The following is a 17525-nucleotide window of genomic DNA, read 5'->3' as shown; positions in this document are numbered from 1 at the left end:
GACCGGGGAAGGCGCCGCTCACGCGGCCAGCCGTTCCACGAGGCCCATCTCCTCGCTCGACATCAGACGGTCGATGTCCACCAGGATCAGCATCCGCTCCTCCAGCGTGCCCAGCCCGATCAGGTAGTCCGTGTCCAAGGCCGCGCCCATCTCCGGTGCCGGCTTGATCTGCTCCGCCGCCAGCGTGATCACGTCCGACACGCTGTCCACCACCATCCCCACCACGCGCCCGCCGATGTTCAGCACGATCACCACCGTGAACTGGTCGTAGGTCGGCGTGCCCAGCGCGAACTTGATGCGCATGTCGATGATGGGAACGATGATCCCGCGCAGGTTCACCACGCCCTTGATGAACTCCGGCGCGTTCGCGATGCGCGTCACCGCGTCGTAGCCGCGCAGCTCCTGCACCTTCTGGATGTCGATGCCGTATTCCTCGTCGCCCAGCGTGAAGGCCAGGAACTCCAGCGGTCGGCCGCCGGATGCGGCGGGGGAAGCGGCGCCAAGGGCGGCCTGCTTGGGGGATGGGATGCTCGTGCTCGACATGGTTTGTCTCTCCAGGAATGGATTCGTCGTCAGTGGGAAAGCGGAGCCAGCGGCGCGGTACCGTCGAGCCTGAAGACGCGCACCGCCTCCACCAGGCTGCCGGCCTGCTCCTGCATGGACTGCGCCGCGGCGGAAGCCTCTTCCACCAGCGCCGCGTTCTGCTGCGTCACCTGGTCCATCTGCGCGATGGCCTGGTTGACCTGCTCGATGCCGGAAGCCTGCTCCCGGCTGGCGGCGGTGATCTCGCCGATGATGTCGGTGACGCGCTTGACGCTCTCGACGATCTCCTCCATGGTCCGGCCGGCCTCGCCCACCAGCGCCGTGCCTGCGTCCACCTTGGTCACGGAGTCGTCGATCAGGCCCTTGATCTCCTTGGCCGCCGCGGCCGAGCGCTGCGCCAGGCTGCGCACTTCGGCCGCCACCACCGCGAAGCCCCGGCCCTGCTCGCCGGCACGCGCGGCTTCCACCGCCGCGTTGAGCGCGAGGATGTTGGTCTGGAAGGCGATGCCGTCGATCACGCCGATGATGTCCACGATGCGCTGCGAGGAGCTGTTGATGGAGCCCATCGTCTCCACCACCTGGCCGACCACGCCGCCGCCCTTCTTCGCGACTTCCGAGGCGGCCAGCGCGAGCTGGTTGGCCTGGTTGGCGTTGTCCGCGTTCTGCTTGACGGTGGAGGTCAGCTCTTCCATCGAGGCCGCCGTCTGCTGCAGCGAGCTGGCCTGCTCCTCGGTGCGCGCGGACAGGTCGTGGTTGCCCGCGGCGATCTGGCCCGAGGCGGTGGCGATGGTGTCGGTGCCGCTGCGCACCTGCCCGACGATCGCGGCGATGCTGTTGCGCATGCCGTCGATGGCATGCAGCAGGCTGGCCTGGTCGCCCCGCCTCAGCTCGATGGCCACGGCCAGGTCGCCCTCGGCGATGCGGCGGGTGATGCCTGCCGCCTGTGCCGGCTCGCCGCCCAGCTGCCGCAGCAGCCCGCGCGATAGCGCCCAGCCGAAAGCGAACAGCAGCCCGGCCAGCGCCAGCGCGTAGACCGAGAACTCCGCGAGGCGGCGCAGGATCGCATCCTCGACCTGGTCCATGTACACGCCCGAGCCGATGATCCAGCCCCAGGGCTTGAAGCCCTTGACGTAGGAGACCTTGGGCACCGGGTCCTTGCTGCCCGGCTTCGGCCACATGTAGGGGACGAAACCCGCATCCTGCGTCTTCACCATGTTCACGAACTCGACGAACAGGCGCTTGCCGTTGGGGTCCTTGTTGTCGGAGAGGTCCTTGTTCTCCAGCGCGGGGTTGATCGGATGCATCAGCATCCTTGGCGTCATGTCGTTGAGCCACAGGTATTCGTTGCCGCTGTAGCGCAGCGCGCGGATCGCCTGCATCGCCTGCTGCTGGGCCTGCGCCTCGGTCAGCTCGCCCTTGGCCGCCAGCGCCTGGTAGTGGACCAGCAGCCCGTGCGCGGCCTCGACCACCTGGCGCACGCCGGCCTGCCGGTCCTCGAGGATCAGCTTGCGCTCGGACACCAGGAAGAGCGCGGTCAGCAGCAGGATGCCGGCAACGGCGCTGCAGGTGAAAAGGCCGAGCTTCTTCGCGATGCTCATCGTGCGCAGATTCGGTAAGTAGGACATGGCGGCTGTCTCCAGATCGGGTGTTCGGTGCGGTGCTCGATCAGTTATCGGCAATTGCGCGCCAGTCTTGAGGCCCGTGTTCGAGAAGAAGCGCGGGTGCGTGGCCTTGCAGCTTGAACACGCTCACCGCCTCGACCAGCCTGCCGGCCTGTTCCTGCATCGATTGCGCCGCGGCGGCGGCTTCTTCCACCAGCGCGGCGTTCTGCTGCGTGACCTGGTCCATCTGCGTGATCGCCTGGTTGATCTGCTCGATGCCCTGGGTCTGCTCGTGACTCGCCGCGCTGATCTCCCCGACGATGTCGGTCACGCGGCGGATGCTGCCCACGATTTCCTCCATGGTCTTGCCGGTCTCGCCCACCAGGGCGGTGCCCGCATCCACCTTGCCGGCGGAGTCGTCGATCAGGGTCTTGATCTCCTTGGCGGCGGCGGCCGAGCGTTGCGCGAGGCTGCGCACCTCGGACGCCACCACGGCGAAGCCCTTGCCCTGCTCACCGGCACGCGCGGCTTCCACCGCCGCGTTGAGCGCGAGGATGTTGGTCTGGAAGGCGATGCCGTCGATCACGCCGATGATGTCGACGATCTTCTTCGAGGAGGCATGGATCGAGGCCATGGTGTCGACCACCTGGCTGACCATGCCGCCCCCTTTCACCGCCACCTCGCAAGCCGACAGCGCCAGCTGGTTGGCCTGGCGCGCGTTGTCGGCGTTCTGCTTGACGGTGGAGGTCAGCTCTTCCATCGAGGCCGCGGTCTGCTGCAGCGAGCTCGCCTGCTCCTCGGTGCGCGAGGACAGGTCCTGGTTGCCCATGGCGATCTGGCCGGAAGCCGTGGCGATGGTCTCGGTGCCCTCGCGCACTTCGCCCACCACGCGCGCCAGGTTGGCATTCATGCCCTGCAGCGCCTGCATCAGCAAGCCGGTCTCGTCGCGGCTCTTCACCACCACCTCGCTGCGCAGGTCGCCGGCGGCCACGGTCTGCGCCACCTGCACCGCCGCGTCGAGCGGGCGCGTGATGCTGCGCGTCAGCCGCCACGCCAGCACCGCGCCGAGCGCCAGCGCGAGCACGGCCAGCCCGATCACGTCGACGCGGCCCGAGCGGTAGAGGGCGTCGATGGAATCGGCCGCCCGATCGATCCGCCCCGCCTGGTGCGTCAGCATGCCGCGGATGCTGGCGTCGTAGGCGTCGAGCATCGGGATCAGCTTCTCGCTGGTGATGCGCGCGGCCTCTTCCTGCCGGCCCTCGGCCTTGAGCTTGAGGATGCCGTTGCGCAGGCCCACGTACTCGCCGCGCTTCTTCCTGATGTCGTCGCTGATCGCCTGTTCCTCGGGCGTGTCCAGCATGTCCTCGAGCTTCTTCTGCGTCTCGGAGATCAGCGCGCTGGTCTTCGCCATGTTCTTCTGCAGGGCGTCCTGCACTTCGGCGTCGTTGCTCTTGACCAGCGCGAAGGTGCGCACGCTGTTGTTGCTGGTGTTCAGCAGCCAGTTCGCGGCCAGGCGCTCCTTCACCAGCGAACGCTGCACCATCTCCTGCGTGGCGGCCCCCACGCTCTGCAGGCGGAACACGCCGATGCCCGCGACGATGGCCAGCAATGCCAGCACCAGCGCGAAGCCCGTGCCCAGGCGGGTGCCGATTTTCCAGTTCCTCATCTCACTCCCCCTCCGCCAGCGCCCGGCCGGCTCGATCGAATCGAATGGAGCTCACATCCCAGGTAGAAAAAATGCCTGAGGGAGCGCTCGTTCAGGCACCGATCTCGTCGATCAGGCCCGTTCCTTCATCACGCCAACCCAGGCGGCCTGCGTGCGGGTGCGTCGGCCTGCGGGTGCAGGCTTGCGGTATCGGCCATGGCGGTCTTCCTTCTGTGGAGTGGGTTCAGGTGAACTTCTGCATGATCCGGACGAGCTTCTGCCCATACTGCGGATCGGTGGCGTAGCCGGCCTTCTGCAGCCCATGCGCGGCCTCGGCGGGGTCGTCGGTGGCCAGCACGTTGGCGTAGCGCGGATTGCGCGTGATGAACTTCGCGTAGTCGGTGAAGGCCTCTTCGTAGGAGCCGTAGGCCCGGAACTTCGCGCGCACCTTCTGCGGCTCGCCGTCGACGTACTCGGTGGTGGTGGTCTCGACCACCGGGCCCTTCCAGCCGCGGTCGGCCTTGATGCCGAACAGGTTGTAGCTCTGGGTGCCGTCGTCGGCGCGGATCTCGCGCTTGCCCCAGCCCGATTCGAGCGCGGCCTGTGCCAGGATCAGCGGCGCAGGCACGCCGCTCGCCTCGCTCGCGGCCTGCGCCGAAGCGCCCATGCGATTGACGAAACCGTCGACCTGGCCCTGAAGCGAGGCGACGGTCGCGGGCGCGGGTCGATCGCCGTTGCTCTGGTAGAGGCTCAGGTCCGCGCCGCGCTGCGGCACCGGCGCCACGGGCGGCATCGTCGGCGCCGAGCCCAGCGGAATGCCCGCCTGCGGCTTCAGCGCGAAGCCGGCCGGCGGCGCCAGCGACAGGCCTTCGGGCTGGCCCTCGCCCTCCGGCGCGGCGGATGCCAGGCTGCGACTCAGCTGCGCGAGCATCGCCTCGGCCAGCCCGACGCCGCGCCCCGAGAGGTTCTGCGTGAGCTGCTGGTCGAACATCGAGAGATAGAGCTTCTCGTTCTGGCTGTCCAGCAGGCCGCTCTGCGGCACCGCCTGGCGCATGCTCTTGAGCACCATGTTCATGAACAGGGCCTCGAACTGGCGCGAGACCTGCTTCAGCCCTTCCTCGGGCGAGCCGCGCACGGTGCGCCGCAGCGCATCCACGCCCTGCACATCCAGGGCGAAGCGCTGGTCGAGGGCAGCGCTGCGGTCGGTGCTCGTCACCATGCCCGCGGCCTCAGATGACTTCGAGTTCGGCGCGCAGGGCGCCGGCACTCTTCATGGCCTGCAGGATGGAGACCAGGTCCTGCGGATTGGCGCCCAGGCTGTTGAGGCCCTTGATCACGTCCGCCAGCGAGGCGCCGCCGCGCACCATCTGCAGCGCGCCGCCGCCCTGCGTCACCGAGACCTGCGAGGTCTGGGCGACGACCGTGGAGCCGCCGGAGAGCGGGCCCGGCTGGCTGATCACCGGCTCGGTGTTGATCACCACCGAGAGGTTGCCGTGCGCCACCGCGCAGTCGTTGACGCGCACCGCCTGGTTCATCACCACGGAGCCGGTGCGCGCATTGATCACCACGCGCGCCACCGCCTGCATAGGAGTCACCTCGATGTTCTCGAGCCGCGCCAGGAAGCCCACGCGCTCCTGCGTCTCCGGCGCGCGCACGCGGATCATCCGCGCATCGGCCGCATCGGCGGTGCCGGGGCCGAGCTGGCGGTTGATGGCCTCGGCCACGCGTTGCGCGGTGCCGAAGTCGGAACGGTTGAGCTCCAGCGAGAACGTGCCTTCGCCGCCCACCGGCGCCTCCACCGTGCGCTCCACCAGCGCACCGGCCGGGATGCGGCCCGAGCTCAGCTGGTTGATCTGCACCTTGCTGCCGTTGGCCGAGGCGCCCGCGCCGCCGACCACCATGTTGCCCTGCGCGATCGCGTAGGTCGCGCCGTCGACCCCCTTGAGCGGCGTCATCAGCAGGGTGCCGCCGCGCAGGCTCTTGGCATTGCCCATGGACGAGACGGTGACATCGATGGTCTGGCCGGGCCGCGCGAAGGACGGCAGCGTGGCCGTGACCATCACGGCTGCCACGTTCTTGAGCTGCATGTTCACGCCGGCCGGGATGGTGATGCCCAGCTGCTGCAGCATGTTGTTCAGGCTCTGCGTGGTGAAGGGCGTCTGCATGGTCTGGTCGCCGGTGCCGTCCAGGCCCACCATCAGGCCGTAGCCGATCAGGGGGTTGTCGCGCACGCCCTGGATGCTGGCCAGTTCCTTGATGCGCTCGGCGTGGGCGGGAAACGTCAACACACAAAGCGCTGCAATCCCAGTCATCAAATATCGCGACAAACTCATAAGCAAACGCTCTCTTTCAGAGCGGCACCGGAACGGGCCGCGTTCGGGGGACACCGCGGAACCGGCTTTGCCGGGCCGCTGGTGTCGCCCCCGGTGAGGGCTGAGGGCCGCGGCTCCAAGCCTGCCCGCGCAGGCTTGGACGGCCCGAAGAGCCAAGGCCTCTGCGCCGCGGCACGTTGGGCGGCTACACGAAGTGAGCCAACCTGGGGGAGAGCCATCAGAAAGGCATCACGTTGAGAAAGAAGCGCTGCATCCAGCCCATGTGCTGCGCCTCGTCGATGTAGCCCTTGGCCGTGTACTCGATGCGTGCATCGGCCACCAGCGTGGAGGGCACGGTGTTGCTGCCGGACACGGTGCGCGGGTTGACCACGCCCGAAAAGCGGATGAACTCGGTGCCCTGGTTGATGCCCATCTGCTTTTCGCCGGACACCAGCAGGTTGCCGTTGGGCATCACGTCCACCACGGTGACGGTGATGACGCCGTTGAAGGTGTTGTTGGCGTTGGCCCCGCCCTTGGCGTTGAGGATGTTGTTGCCCGACAGCTTGGCGTCCTGGTCGTCCAGCAGCCCGCCCAGCAGCTTGGGAATCGTCGGAAAGGCGGCCGTGAGGCTGCCCGAGCGGCTCGCGCTGGCGCCCGAGTTCTTGCTCGCATTGACCTTCTCGCTGATGACGATGGTCAGGATGTCTCCGATGTTGCGCGGCCGCCGGTCCTCGAACAGCGCATTGCCGCCCGGCCCGTCGCGGAAGATCGCACCGGTGGCACGCGGCGCCGGCAGCGGCGCATAGGCATTGGCGCGCGCGGTCATCGGCTGGTGCACCAGCGGCTCGCGCGGGATCTGCGCGCAGCCGGCGGCGAGCAGGGCCGCCAGCGCGCCGGTAACAAAACGACGAAGGCGTGCGCGGTCCATCACAGCTGGGCCAGGCGCTGCAGCATCTGGTCGGAGGTCTGCACGGCCTTGCTGTTGATCTCGTAGGCGCGCTGTGTCGCGATCATGTTGACCAGCTCTTCCACCACGTTGACGTTCGAGGCCTCCACGTAGCCCTGGCTCAGGATGCCCGCGCCTTCGAGGCCCGGGTTGAGCTGGTTGGGCGCGCCGGAGGAGTCGGTCTCGGCGTAGAGGTTCTCGCCCACGCTCTGCAAGCCGGCGGGGTTGAGGAAGGTCGCCAGCTGAAGCTGCCCGACCTGCACGGTCGCGGTGCTGCCGGCCTGCGTGACCGAGACCATGCCGTCGCGGCCGATCGTCATGCTGGTGGCGTTCTGGGGGATGGTGATGGCCGGCTGCACCGGAAAGCCGCTGGCGGTCACCAGCTGGCCGTCCTTGTCGGTCTGGAAGGAGCCGTCGCGTGTGTACGAGGTGGTGCCGTCGGGCATCAGCACCTGGAAGAAGCCGGCGCCGTTGATCGCCACGTCCTTCGGGTTGTCGGTCTTGGTCATGTTGCCCTGCGCATGGATGCGCTCGGTGGCCACCACGTGCACGCCGGTGCCGACCTGCAGGCCCGAGGGCAGGCGCGTCTGGTCGGAGGTCTGGCCGCCGACCTGGCGCAGGTTCTGGTACATCAGGTCCTCGAACACCGCGCGGCTGCGCTTGAAGCCGGTGGTGCCGACGTTGGCCAGGTTGTTGGAGACCACGTCCAGCTGGGTCTGCTGGGCATCGAGGCCGGTCTTGGCGATATAGAGCGAGCGCATCATGGCGGAGGAGTCCTTGTGTCTGTCGAATGGGGGATCAGCCGTAGGCCAGCAGCTTGTTGGCCGATTGCGCGTTCTCGTTGGCGGTCTGCATCGACTTCATCTGCATCTCGAAGCTGCGCGCCTGCGCGATCATCGAAACCATGGCCTCGACCGGGTTGACGTTGCTGCCTTCGACCACGCCGCTCGCGACCGTGACGGCCGCATCGGCCTCGGCCGGCGGCAGGCCGTCGCGCATGCGGAACAGGCCGTCGTCGCCACGCACCAGGTCGGTGGTTGGCGGGTTGACCAGCTTGAGCCGGCCGACCTCGGCCACGCCCACCAGCGGATCGCCGGCGCCACGCGCCGTGATGGCGCCGTTGGAGGCGATCTGCACCTTGGCGCCGGGCGGCAGCACCAGTGCGCCGCCCTCGCCTACCACCGGGCGCGCGCCCATGGTCAGCAGCTGGCCGTCGGCGCCGACCTGCAGGTTGCCCACGCGGGTGTAGGCCTCGCCGCCGTCGGACGTCTGCACCACCAGCCAGCCGTCGCCGTGCACCGCGACGTCGAGGTCGCGGCCGGTCTGCGTCAGCGGGCCGGGGCTGAAGTCGGCGCCCGGCGTGGTGGCGACCACGAAGGCGCGGGTGGACGGCTCGTCGCCTCCCACCACCGGCACCGCGCGGAAGCTGTTGACCTGCGCGCGAAAGCCCGGCGTCGAGACGTTCGCCATGTTGTTGGCGACCGAGGCCTGCTGTTCCATGGCCTGCTTGGCGCCGCTCATGGCGACATAGAGCATGCGGTCCACTGGGTGCTACTCCTCGTGCCGCTCAGCGGATGTTGATCAGCGTCTGGACCACCTGGTCCTGCGTCTTCACCGTCTGCGCATTGGCCTGGTAGCTGCGCTGGGCGACGATCAGGTTCACCAGCTCGGAGGTGAGGTCCACGTTGGACGACTCCAGCGCGCCCGATTCGAGCGAGCCCTGCTTGGTGCCTTCGCCCGGTGTGCCGGTGAGTGCCGGGCCCGAGGCCTGGGTCTCGCCCCAGACGTTGCCGCCCTTGGGCTCCAGGCCGTTCGGGTTGGCAAAGCTGGACAGCACCACCTGCCCCATCAGCTTGGTCTGCTCGTTGGAGAACTTGCCGGTGATGGTGCCGTCGGGGTTGATCGAGAAGGAGGTGAGCGTGCCGGAGGTGTAGCCGTCCTGCGACAGCTTGTTCATGCCGTTGGCGTTGCCGAACTGCGTGGTGCCCGAAAGGTCGACCGCCATGTTCACCGCGGCGGAGCCGTTGGCGAAGTTCAGGCCGGCGATGTTGAAGGTGCCACCGGCGGGCGTGGTCAGGTTGCCGTTGTTGTCGAAGCCGAGGCTGGTGATGGCGCCGGCGCCGATCGCCGCGCCGTCGGCCTGGGCGTAAGCGTCCCACGCGTTGGCCCCGGTCTTCACGAAATAGGCGGTGAGCTCGTGCGGGTTGCCCAGCGAGTCGTACACCGGGCCGATCGAGTTGGAGTAGTTGAAGGTGGCGGAGTCGGTGGCGTCGAAGGGCGTCTTGCTCGGTACGGGCAGGCGCGAGTCGAGGTTGAACTCGGCCTCCACGCTGGTGGTGGCGTTGGGGTTCATCGAGCTGGTCTGCACCTGCAGCGTGGTGGGCGTGCCGCCGGAGAGGCCGCCCGCCGCCGTCACGCCGTAGCCGGTGAGGCGCAGGCCCTGGCTGTTGACGATGTAGCCGTCCTTGTCGCGGGTGAACTGCCCGTTGCGCGAGTAGGCCACCTCGCCGCTGGGGCTGGAGAGGCGGAAGAAGCCGTCGCCGTTCTGGATCGCCACGTCGAGCGGGCGGCTGCTGGTCTGCGTGACGCCCTGCGTGAAGTTCTGCACCACGCCCGAGACCGAGGCACCCAGGCCGATGCGCGAGCCGGCATAGATGTCCTGGAAGGTGGCGGCCGCCGACTTGTAGCCCACCGTGCCCGAGTTCGCGATGTTGTTGCCGATGACGTCGAGGTTGGCAGCGGCCACGTTCAGGCCGCTGATGCCCTGGGAGAAACTCATGATCGATCCTTGTTGCGATGCGTGGGTGATGCGGCCCCTGCGTCGAAGCGGGAGGCCCGGGGAGAAGCGTTCAGAGGTACATCCGCACGTCGTCGAGGCTGATGCTGCGGCCGTTGGCCAGCTCCAGCGTGACGCCGTGGGTGCCCTGCTTGACGGCGGCCACCTGCGCGAAGGTGAGCGCTGTGGCCTGGACGGCGCTGCCGTCGTTACTGGCGGCCACGGTGAAGCTGTAGCTGCCGGCAGGCACCGCCGAGCCGTCGTCGGCCTTGCCGTCCCAGCTGACGGCGTTGACGCCCTCGGCCAGGGAGCCCAGCTCGAGGGTGCGCACGGTGTGCCCCGCGGCGTCGACGATCTTGACCTGCACGTCGCCGGCCGTGCCGGGCAGCTGCACGGCGAAGGGCACCGCCGCCGGCGCCTCGCCGTCTTTCGGCGCGGTGGTGGCGAGCTGGTTGCCGGGCGACAGCACGTTGTAGCCGATCAGCGAGGCGGCCTGCAGCACCTGGTTGCTGCCGGTCTGGCTGACCAGGCCGGACAGCGTGCTGTTGAGCTTCTCGATGCCGCTGACGGTGCTCATCTGCGCGAGCTGCGAGGTGAGCTCGGCGTTCTGCATCGGGTTGAGCGGGTCCTGGTTGTTGAGCTGCGTCACCAGCAGCTTGAGGAAGCGCTGCTCGTTGTCGGAACCGCCGACGCCGCTGGTGGTGCTGCTGCCTGAGCTCGTGCTCGTGCCGGTGAGGGAAGAAAGGGCGTCGTTGATGGCCATGGCGGGGGGATTGCTTGTTGTGGGGATCACTGGCCGACGGAGAGCGTCTTGACCATCAGCGTCTTGGCGGTGTTGAGCACTTCCACGTTGGCCTGGTAGCTGCGCGAGGCGGAGATCATGTTGGTCATCTCCTCGACCACGTTCACGTTGGGCATGCTCACGTAGCCTTGCGCGTTGGCGTGCGGGCTCTTGGGGTCGTAGACCATCCTGGCGGGCGAGCCGTCCTCGACCACGCCGGCGACTCTCACGCCGCCGATGTCCTGCCGGCCCGAGGCCGCGACCTCGAACATGACCTGCTTGGCGCGGTAGGGCTGGCCGTCGGGCCCGGCCACGCTCTCGGCGTTGGCGAGGTTGCTCGCGGTCACGTTCATGCGCTGCGACTGCGCGGCCATCGCCGAGCCGGCGATGTCGAAGATGTTCATGGAAGCGCCGGACAAGGGCATCGTCGGCTCCTTATTGCTGCGCCGCCGCCAGCAGCGACTTGATCTTGGCGCTCATGACCGTGAGGTTGGCTTCGTAGCGCAGCGCGTTGTCGGCGAAGGCGATGCGCTCGGCATCCATCTCGACGGTGTTGCCGTCGATGCTGGACTGCGCCGGCATGCGGTAGAGCAGATCGGCATCGGGCATCGCCGAGGCTTCGCCCTGCAGGTGGCGCGCCGAGGTGGTGGCCATGCTCATCGAGGCGCCGCCGCGGCCCTGCGCCACGGCTTGCGTGAGCCGGCTCGCGAAGTCGAAGTCGCGCGCCTTGTAGTTGGGCGTGTCGGCGTGGGCGATGTTGGCGGCCAGCACTTCCTGGCGCTGGGCCCGGAGATTCAGGGCTTCGCGGCTGAATCGAAGCGCGGCATCCAGCTTGTCGATCATGAGGGCTCCATCGGTTGGCGTCGCGGCCCGGGGAAGGCGTGGCGACAGATGGAAAGCGAGTCTATGCACGGCCCGCTTCGGCAATGGGCCGAACAAAGGGGCATTTGGCGTGCACTTCGCACCTTGGTGCAGCGCGCCGGCTTCCTAGAATTCCGTGGGCCGATACACCGATGATGGACACGACCCGCTCTTCCCTTCGCTTTCTCCCGATCGTGCTGGCCGCGACCCTGGGCGCCGCGGCCTGTCTGGCCGAGCCGGCCGGCGGCGGCGATGCGCGCGGCGTGGTCGAGCAGTTCCTGAAGACACAGACCGCCGGGCTGCCGGGCCAGGCCCGCATCCGGGTGACGCTGCCGTCTTCGGCGCTGCCGGACTGCGAAGCGCTCGAAGCCTTCTTGCCGAACGGCGCCTCGGCCTGGGGCCGGGTCTCCGTCGGCCTGCGCTGCCCGGGCGAGCGGCCCTGGACGCGCTACGTGCAGGCCCACGTCGCGCTCGAAGGCCGCTACCTGGTGGCGGCCCGTGCCATCGAGGCCGGCAGGCCCCTGGGCGCCGGCGACGTGGCGGCGCGCACGGGCGACCTGACGGCACTGCCGAAGTCGGTGCTGGTCGACCCGGCCGAGCTCAAGGGCATGGTGGCCGCCAACCGCCTCGCCCCCGGCGCGCCGCTGCGGCGCGAGCAGCTGCGCGGCACGGTCGTGATCCAGCAGGGCCAGACCGTGCAGGTGGTCGCCGGCGGGCCGGGCTTCAGCGTCAGCACCGAGGCACGCGCCCTGAACCGCGCCGAGATCGGCGCCACCGTGCAGGCCAAGACCCGCGACGGCCGGCTGGTCAGCGGGGTGGCCGACGAGGAAGGCCAGATCCGGCTGGCGCAGTAGCATGCGACCCTAAAGTTCGGGCGTGGACTGCCGATAAAGCGATCAGCCCTTTGAGGAACCATCTTGAAAATCGACCCACCCGCCTCCTCGGCCACACCCCTCTCCCGCGCCGGCAAGAGCGCCAAGGCCCAGCCCGCCGCAGGCGCCGGCGCCACCGAACAGGCCAAGGACGCGGTGCAGCTGTCCTCGGCCCAGGTGCATTCGCTGCCCAGCGGCCCGAACGCCGACTTCGATGCGGCGCGCGTCGCCGCGATCCGGGAGGACATCCGCGCCGGCCGCTACGAGGTCCATCCCGAGCGCATCGCCAGCGGCCTGCTCAAGAGCGTGCACGAGCTCCTCGGCGGCAAGGACGAGCGCTGAAAAAAAAGATGAGCGCGATGCTGCTGCCCCACCTGCTGGCCGAGAAGGCCTGCGTGGAAGAATTCCTCGGCCTGCTGGCGCGGGAGGAACAAGCCATGCACGACGGCCTGTTCGCTGACCTGGCGCCTCTGACCGCGCACAAGGCCGCCCTCCTCGACCGCATGACCGCGCTGGACCGCGCCCGCGAAGCGGCCCAGGTCGCCATGGGCTTCGAACCCGGCCGCACAGGTGCCGATGCCGCAGCCGCGGCCGCCGGTGCCACCGCGCAGGAAGCGTGGGCTGCGCTGCTGCAACTGGCCGACAGCGCCAAGACGGGCAACCGCCGCAACGGCGCCATGGTCCACGGCCATCTCGACTTCACGCGAAACGCGCTGCATTACCTGCAGGCGGCGGCCCCGCTCTTCTATGGGCCGGACGGAATCCGCAAGGCGGTGAGCGGGACGGGCACGCGGCTGGCGCTGGGGTAGACGAAGGCGCAAGCATCGCGCGCAACGCGCGGCCTAGGTCGCCGCCAGTTCGCCTTCCTCGACCGGCTCGCGCGGCAGCTCGTACAGAAAGAAAGGCGGCACGTCGGGCCGGCTACGCTGCAGCAGGGGTTTGGCGACGTTGTAGACCGGCACGCCGTTCATGGTGCGCGCTTCCAGGGTACCGCGGTGCGCATGGCCGTGGAACACCGCATCCATCGCATAGCGCAACAGCGGCTCCTCCAGCCGGCTGCTGCCGAGGAAGGGGAAGATCTCCACCGGCTCGCCTTGCACGGTGCCGACGATGGGCGCGTAGTGCAGCAGCGCGATGCGGCGCCGGGTGCGCAGCTTGGCCAGCGCCGACTCCAGCTTCATCGCCTCGTTCAGCGCCTCCTGCACGAACAGCTTGATCGCCGGCTCGCCCCAGGCGCCCAGCGACCCGCGTCCGAAGCCGCCGGCGAAGCCCTTCACGCCGGCGATGCCCACGCCGTGGATCTCGCAGGCGGAGCCATCGAGCACATGAACGCCGGCGTGCGTCAGCGCCTCGGTCACCACTTCGGGCGTGCCGGACTCGTAGTCGTGGTTGCCCAGCACGGCGACGACGGGGATGTTGATGGCGCCCAGTTCCTCGACCAGGATCCTCGCCTCCTCGCGCGTGCCGTAGTCGGTCAGGTCGCCGCACAGCAGCAGCGCATCGGCCGCGTCGGCGGCCTGGGCGAAGAAGTTGCGCAGCGTGCCGGCGGAGTCCTTCTGGACATGGATGTCGCCGACCGCGGCGAACCGGATGTGGGAGGATGACTTCGGATTGGGCATGGCGATTCGAGGGAGGGGGAGCGCCAGAATGGGCGCCTTCGCCATTCGGCGTCATCGGCCTCATCCCGCAGCGACTGTAGGCGCTTGCCGACGGGCATGGGGCCGATTGCCTTGTGCTGACGCCTGTCGGCTGCTTCTACCTTGCACGCATGGCACCCTTCACCGTTCGTGCTGCGTCGCTGGGAGAAGAGGTCGAACCCCGCGTGGCCGACTTCTACCGCCAGGCCCTGCACGCCCTGAACGATGCGGGCATCCCCTTCCTGGTGGGCGGAAGCTTCGCCCATGCTTGCTACACCGGCATTCGCCGCTCGACGAAGGACCTGGACCTGTTCATCCGCCGCCAGGACTATGAGCGGATCGCGCTGTTGATGCAGCAGCACGGCTGGCGCGCGGCATTGAGCCATCCGCACTGGCTGGCCAAGGTGTACGAGGGGCCGGAGTTCATCGACCTGATCTTCAACTCCGGCAACGGCCTGATGCCCGTGGACGAGCGCTGGTTCCAGGGCAACTGCCGCGCCGAGGTCCTCGGCGTGCCGGTGCGCGTCGTCAACGTGGAGGACAGCCTGCTGTCGAAGGCCTTCATCATGGAGCGCGAACGCTACGATGGCGGCGACATCGCTCACGTGCTGCAGGCCTGCGCAGAGCAGCTGGACTGGTCCGGCCTGCTGGAGCGCTTCGGGCCGCACTGGCGGGTCCTGCTGGCCCACCTGACCCTGTTCGGCTATATCTATCCGGGCGAGCGTCATCGCATCCCCGGCTGGGTGCTTGCCGACTTGTTGCAGCGCCTGGGCGATGAAATGCGCGAGCCGGCGGCGTCGAACGAGAACGTGTGCGCGGGCACCCTGCTGTCGCGCGAGCAGTACCTGCACGACATCGAGCAACTGGGCTACGTGGACGGGCGCCTCACCCCCGCGAGCACCATGACGGCCCAGGACGTGGCGGCCTGGACCGGCGACATCCAGGCCAGGAAGTCAGAAGCCCGTGCGCCGGAACCCCCGGCGGCCACGGACGCATTGCGCCAGGCGCCGATCATTGGCCCCTTGCCTTGACGTGGTCGAGCCAGTCGTCGATCTCGATCCTGCTGAAGATGAAGATCAGCGCGACGGACGCCGTGTTGAAAACGGCCAGTCCCATGTTGCCGTCGCCCACCAGGTAGGCGGCCGCGGGCGCGGCGCCGGCGCAGACCACGGTGGCCGCCGTCATGCCGGTGTAGTGCATGGCGCACACGGCCATCCCCATCACTGCAGCCGCGAAGAATTGGTGCGCCAGCTCCGTGAGGTTGAAGGCCAGCCACAGTGCCGTCGCTGCCGCGCCGATGGCGATCGCGACCGAGGCGGCCACGACGAGCAGGTCGAAATCCATGCTGGCACGCATGTTCATGGCGAACATGCCGAGGTAGTGCATCACGCACACGCCGAGGCCCGCGAGCAGGCTGCCGGCCAGCCAGCCGCCGCGGGTGAAGCGCTTGCCGCCGGCCAGGTAGAGGGCGATGCCCGAGATCAGGATCGCTGCGACCAGCGACAGGGCCGTCAGCGGCACGTCGTAGGCGATCGGCACGGGCAGCCTGTACGCGGCCATGCCGATGAAGTGCATGGACCAGATGCCGATGCCGCCCAGCGCCACTGCGCCGCAGGCCAGCATGGACAGGTCGAGCGTGCCGTCCCTGCGCACCAGCTTATGAGCGCACAGCAGCGCCAGCAGCGAGCCGAAGAAGGAGATCACGAACGACAGCGCGACGATTCCAGGTTCATAGCGCGGGGACAGCAATTGGCCGACGACGGGGTCCATGGCGTTCCTTCTTGCTTTTTTTGCGCGGGGGTGACACCGGATGCCACTTCCGGATTCGCGGGCTCGCCGCGTGATCCTTCTCCATCGTACGGTTCAGGCCGGAACGCGCCGCTGCCGCGCAGCCAGCTCGCGCGGGGAACCGTGCATTTGTTGGCCTTCCGCCGGCCGGCGTGTGTGGCGATTCCGCGCCCTGGCCGGATCGGGAAACAGCGCAGCGCGCCGCTACACCGCCGACATCGAACCCGAATCCGGAGCGCTCGCCGCCGCCTGCGCATCGGGTGCGGCGGTCACGATGGACCGCAGTGGCGGCTGCGGCTGTGACTTCATGAGCGCCTCCAGGTCCGGGCGCGGGCGGCAAAGCTCGGTGCTGGACGCGAACGCGCGCTCCATCGCGTGCGCGGCCCCGAGGACCTGGTGGTCCGACCTGAAGCCCCCGACGATCTGCAGGCCGAAAGGCATGCCCGCGTGATCGAGGCCGCAGGGCAGCGAGAGCGAGGGATGCGTCACCAGCGTGACCACGTAGGTCAACGCCAGCCAGCGGTAGTAGTTCTCCTGCTTTTCGCCGTTGATGGTGTCCGCGTACGGCTGCGTCCACGGGAAGGGCGAGACGGGCGTGGTCGGCGACAGGATCAGGTCGACGTCGGCGAAGACATCCTGGAACTTGCGGATCAGGCGGGTCTGCTCGGCCTGGGCCCAGGCGCTGTCGAGCAGGCTCATGCGCGCGCCCAGCTCGTAGTTGGCGCGCGAGTTGGGGCCCAGGCTGTTCGGGTCTTTCTCGTACGCGGCCTGCATGCCCGCGACGAAGGCCTCGGCGCGCAGCACGTCGAAGCACCGGTGAACGTCGCCGAGGTCGAGCTTGATCTCGTCGCAGCGCCGGAAGAGGTGCCGCATGCGCTCGATCTTGCGGCGGAAGGTGGCGCGGATGTTCTCGTCCACGGCGCAGGCGCCGAAGTCTTCCGTCCAGGCCACGCGCAGTCGGCTCAGGTCGACCTCGGCCGGCTTGCGGAAGGACAGCGCGTCCAGCGGATAGCTCAGCGGATCTCCGGCGTGCATGCCCGCCGATGCGGCCATCTGCAGGCAGGCATCCTCGACGGTGCGGCCCATCGGACCGACCACCGAGATCGAGGTCCAGCCCAGCAGCTTGCGCACGCTGGGAACGACGCCGGGCGACGGCCTGAAGCCCACCACGCCGCACTTGGCGGCGGGGATGCGAAGCGATCCGCCGGTGTCGGAGCCGGTGCAGACCGGCAGCATGTCGCAGGCCAGCGCGGCCGCGGAGCCCCCGGAGGAGCCGCCGGCATTGAGGTTCGGATCGAAGGGGTTGCCGGTCGCGCCCCACACCTCGTTGCGCGAGTTGGCCCCCGCGCCCATCTCGGGGACGTTGGTCTTGCCGGTGACGATGGCGCCGGCGCGGCGCAGGCGCGCCACCAGCTCGATGTCCTCGGCCGGCACGTGGTTGCGGAACAGGGGCGAGCCCCAGGTGGTGAGCAGGCCCTGCGTCGGCTCCAGATCCTTCACGCCCAGGGGCAAGCCGTGGAGCAGCCCGAGCGGGTCCCCGGCCATCACGGCGTCCTCCGCGGCGCGCGCCTCGGCACGCGCGCGCTCGAAGCACGTGGCGGTGACTGCGTTCACGAAGGGGTTCACCCGTTCGATGCGGGCGATGCAGGCTTCCAGCAGTTCCACCGGCGACAGCGCCTTGGTGCCGATGAGGCGGCGCAGCTCGACCGCGGAGGTCTCGACGAGTTCGCCGGCAGCGGCGCGATGCGCGGACAGGGCCATGT

At 68.9% G+C, this 17525-nt stretch carries 19 protein-coding genes; 4 read left to right on the top strand and 15 right to left on the bottom strand.

Features of this window, described 5'->3' with window-relative positions; translation table 11 throughout:
- Positions 1 to 18: 18 nt before the first annotated feature.
- The 12 genes from J2739_RS13040 to flgB all read right to left on the bottom strand — a co-directional run bounded on the left by J2739_RS13040 (position 19) and on the right by flgB (position 11447).
- Positions 19 to 543, bottom strand: coding sequence for a chemotaxis protein CheW (locus J2739_RS13040; RefSeq protein WP_309902251.1), 525 nt, complete (start codon positions 541 to 543; stop codon positions 19 to 21).
- A 29-nt stretch (positions 544 to 572) separates the two neighbouring features.
- Positions 573 to 2168 (bottom strand): methyl-accepting chemotaxis protein, encoded by a 1596-nt coding sequence (locus tag J2739_RS13035; RefSeq protein WP_309902249.1) that lies wholly within the window; start codon positions 2166 to 2168, stop codon positions 573 to 575.
- A 40-nt stretch (positions 2169 to 2208) separates the two neighbouring features.
- Complete coding sequence (locus J2739_RS13030; RefSeq protein ID WP_309902248.1) at positions 2209 to 3810, bottom strand: methyl-accepting chemotaxis protein; 1602 nt, start codon at positions 3808 to 3810, stop codon at positions 2209 to 2211.
- A gap of 223 nt (positions 3811 to 4033) precedes the next feature.
- The gene (gene flgJ, locus J2739_RS13025; protein ID WP_309902246.1) at positions 4034 to 5008 is read right to left on the bottom strand and encodes a flagellar assembly peptidoglycan hydrolase FlgJ; all 975 of its coding nucleotides are present in this window, start codon (positions 5006 to 5008) and stop codon (positions 4034 to 4036) included.
- Positions 5009 to 5018: 10 nt separating this feature from the next.
- Positions 5019 to 6122, bottom strand: coding sequence for a flagellar basal body P-ring protein FlgI (locus tag J2739_RS13020; protein WP_309902245.1), 1104 nt, complete (start codon positions 6120 to 6122; stop codon positions 5019 to 5021).
- A 217-nt stretch (positions 6123 to 6339) separates the two neighbouring features.
- Positions 6340 to 7029 carry a flagellar basal body L-ring protein FlgH gene (locus J2739_RS13015; RefSeq protein WP_309902243.1) on the bottom strand — a complete coding sequence of 230 codons (690 nt, stop codon included), beginning with the start codon at positions 7027 to 7029 and terminating at the stop codon, positions 6340 to 6342.
- Positions 7029 to 7811 carry a flagellar basal-body rod protein FlgG gene (gene flgG / locus J2739_RS13010; RefSeq protein ID WP_309902241.1) on the bottom strand — a complete coding sequence of 261 codons (783 nt, stop codon included), beginning with the start codon at positions 7809 to 7811 and terminating at the stop codon, positions 7029 to 7031. Before flgG ends, J2739_RS13015 begins: the two co-directional genes overlap by 1 nt.
- Positions 7812 to 7845: 34 nt before the next feature.
- Positions 7846 to 8592, bottom strand: coding sequence for a flagellar basal-body rod protein FlgF (flgF, locus tag J2739_RS13005; RefSeq protein ID WP_309902239.1), 747 nt, complete (start codon positions 8590 to 8592; stop codon positions 7846 to 7848).
- Positions 8593 to 8614: 22 nt separating this feature from the next.
- Positions 8615 to 9826, bottom strand: coding sequence for a flagellar hook protein FlgE (gene flgE / locus J2739_RS13000; RefSeq protein ID WP_309902237.1), 1212 nt, complete (start codon positions 9824 to 9826; stop codon positions 8615 to 8617).
- A 70-nt stretch (positions 9827 to 9896) separates the two neighbouring features.
- On the bottom strand, positions 9897 to 10586 hold the full coding sequence (locus tag J2739_RS12995) for a flagellar hook assembly protein FlgD (protein ID WP_309902235.1): 690 nt from the start codon (positions 10584 to 10586) through the stop codon (positions 9897 to 9899).
- A 26-nt stretch (positions 10587 to 10612) separates the two neighbouring features.
- The gene (flgC, locus tag J2739_RS12990; protein ID WP_309902233.1) at positions 10613 to 11029 is read right to left on the bottom strand and encodes a flagellar basal body rod protein FlgC; all 417 of its coding nucleotides are present in this window, start codon (positions 11027 to 11029) and stop codon (positions 10613 to 10615) included.
- 10 nt (positions 11030 to 11039) lie between these two features.
- Complete coding sequence (gene flgB, locus J2739_RS12985; protein ID WP_309902231.1) at positions 11040 to 11447, bottom strand: flagellar basal body rod protein FlgB; 408 nt, start codon at positions 11445 to 11447, stop codon at positions 11040 to 11042.
- A gap of 170 nt (positions 11448 to 11617) precedes the next feature.
- Between flgB and flgA the strand changes: the two genes are divergently transcribed.
- From flgA to J2739_RS12970, 3 genes are all read left to right on the top strand, one after another.
- Positions 11618 to 12319, top strand: coding sequence for a flagellar basal body P-ring formation chaperone FlgA (gene flgA, locus J2739_RS12980; protein WP_309902229.1), 702 nt, complete (start codon positions 11618 to 11620; stop codon positions 12317 to 12319).
- A gap of 63 nt (positions 12320 to 12382) precedes the next feature.
- On the top strand, positions 12383 to 12679 hold the full coding sequence (gene flgM, locus J2739_RS12975; protein WP_309902227.1) for a flagellar biosynthesis anti-sigma factor FlgM: 297 nt from the start codon (positions 12383 to 12385) through the stop codon (positions 12677 to 12679).
- An 8-nt stretch (positions 12680 to 12687) separates the two neighbouring features.
- Positions 12688 to 13146 carry a flagella synthesis protein FlgN gene (locus J2739_RS12970; protein WP_309902225.1) on the top strand — a complete coding sequence of 153 codons (459 nt, stop codon included), beginning with the start codon at positions 12688 to 12690 and terminating at the stop codon, positions 13144 to 13146.
- A gap of 33 nt (positions 13147 to 13179) precedes the next feature.
- On the opposite strand, the gene J2739_RS12965 is transcribed toward J2739_RS12970, so the two are convergent.
- Positions 13180 to 13956 carry a metallophosphoesterase family protein gene (locus J2739_RS12965; protein WP_309902223.1) on the bottom strand — a complete coding sequence of 259 codons (777 nt, stop codon included), beginning with the start codon at positions 13954 to 13956 and terminating at the stop codon, positions 13180 to 13182.
- Between the two features lie 149 nt (positions 13957 to 14105).
- Between J2739_RS12965 and J2739_RS12960 the strand changes: the two genes are divergently transcribed.
- The gene (locus J2739_RS12960) at positions 14106 to 15005 is read left to right on the top strand and encodes a nucleotidyltransferase (RefSeq protein WP_309902222.1); all 900 of its coding nucleotides are present in this window, start codon (positions 14106 to 14108) and stop codon (positions 15003 to 15005) included.
- Here the strand turns inward: J2739_RS12960 and J2739_RS12955 are convergent.
- Both J2739_RS12955 and J2739_RS12950 read right to left on the bottom strand, forming a co-directional pair.
- On the bottom strand, positions 14986 to 15744 hold the full coding sequence (locus J2739_RS12955; RefSeq protein WP_309902220.1) for an MHYT domain-containing protein: 759 nt from the start codon (positions 15742 to 15744) through the stop codon (positions 14986 to 14988). The two genes, J2739_RS12960 and J2739_RS12955, sit on opposite strands and share 20 nt — an antisense overlap.
- A 222-nt stretch (positions 15745 to 15966) precedes the next feature.
- Positions 15967 to 17523, bottom strand: coding sequence for an amidase (locus J2739_RS12950; RefSeq protein WP_309902218.1), 1557 nt, complete (start codon positions 17521 to 17523; stop codon positions 15967 to 15969).
- Positions 17524 to 17525: the final 2 nt, after the last annotated feature.

This window comes from Variovorax soli (assembly GCF_031454625.1).
GTDB lineage: Bacteria > Pseudomonadota > Gammaproteobacteria > Burkholderiales > Burkholderiaceae_C > Variovorax > Variovorax soli_A.
The sequence above is the reverse complement of the archived record's forward strand: the minus strand, read 5'-3'. Positions and strand labels throughout refer to the sequence as shown.

Bases quoted from the DNA above. Each gene is read 5' to 3' on its own strand.
- J2739_RS13040 (WP_309902251.1), bottom strand. From the start codon at position 543: ATGTCGAGCACGAGCATCCCATCCCCCAAGCAGGCCGCCCTTGGCGCC.
- J2739_RS12995 (WP_309902235.1), bottom strand. From the start codon at position 10,586: ATGGCCATCAACGACGCCCTTTCTTCCCTCACCGGCACGAGCACGAGC.
- J2739_RS13015 (WP_309902243.1), bottom strand. From the start codon at position 7,029: ATGGACCGCGCACGCCTTCGTCGTTTTGTTACCGGCGCGCTGGCGGCC.
- J2739_RS12950 (WP_309902218.1), bottom strand. From the start codon at position 17,523: ATGGCCCTGTCCGCGCATCGCGCCGCTGCCGGCGAACTCGTCGAGACC.
- flgE (WP_309902237.1), bottom strand. From the start codon at position 9,826: ATGAGTTTCTCCCAGGGCATCAGCGGCCTGAACGTGGCCGCTGCCAAC.
- J2739_RS12955 (WP_309902220.1), bottom strand. From the start codon at position 15,744: ATGGACCCCGTCGTCGGCCAATTGCTGTCCCCGCGCTATGAACCTGGA.
- J2739_RS12965 (WP_309902223.1), bottom strand. From the start codon at position 13,956: ATGCCCAATCCGAAGTCATCCTCCCACATCCGGTTCGCCGCGGTCGGC.
- J2739_RS12970 (WP_309902225.1), top strand. From the start codon at position 12,688: ATGAGCGCGATGCTGCTGCCCCACCTGCTGGCCGAGAAGGCCTGCGTG.
- flgB (WP_309902231.1), bottom strand. From the start codon at position 11,447: ATGATCGACAAGCTGGATGCCGCGCTTCGATTCAGCCGCGAAGCCCTG.
- J2739_RS12960 (WP_309902222.1), top strand. From the start codon at position 14,106: ATGGCACCCTTCACCGTTCGTGCTGCGTCGCTGGGAGAAGAGGTCGAA.
- flgA (WP_309902229.1), top strand. From the start codon at position 11,618: ATGATGGACACGACCCGCTCTTCCCTTCGCTTTCTCCCGATCGTGCTG.
- J2739_RS13020 (WP_309902245.1), bottom strand. From the start codon at position 6,122: ATGAGTTTGTCGCGATATTTGATGACTGGGATTGCAGCGCTTTGTGTG.
- flgG (WP_309902241.1), bottom strand. From the start codon at position 7,811: ATGATGCGCTCGCTCTATATCGCCAAGACCGGCCTCGATGCCCAGCAG.
- flgC (WP_309902233.1), bottom strand. From the start codon at position 11,029: ATGCCCTTGTCCGGCGCTTCCATGAACATCTTCGACATCGCCGGCTCG.
- flgJ (WP_309902246.1), bottom strand. From the start codon at position 5,008: ATGGTGACGAGCACCGACCGCAGCGCTGCCCTCGACCAGCGCTTCGCC.
- J2739_RS13030 (WP_309902248.1), bottom strand. From the start codon at position 3,810: ATGAGGAACTGGAAAATCGGCACCCGCCTGGGCACGGGCTTCGCGCTG.
- J2739_RS13035 (WP_309902249.1), bottom strand. From the start codon at position 2,168: ATGTCCTACTTACCGAATCTGCGCACGATGAGCATCGCGAAGAAGCTC.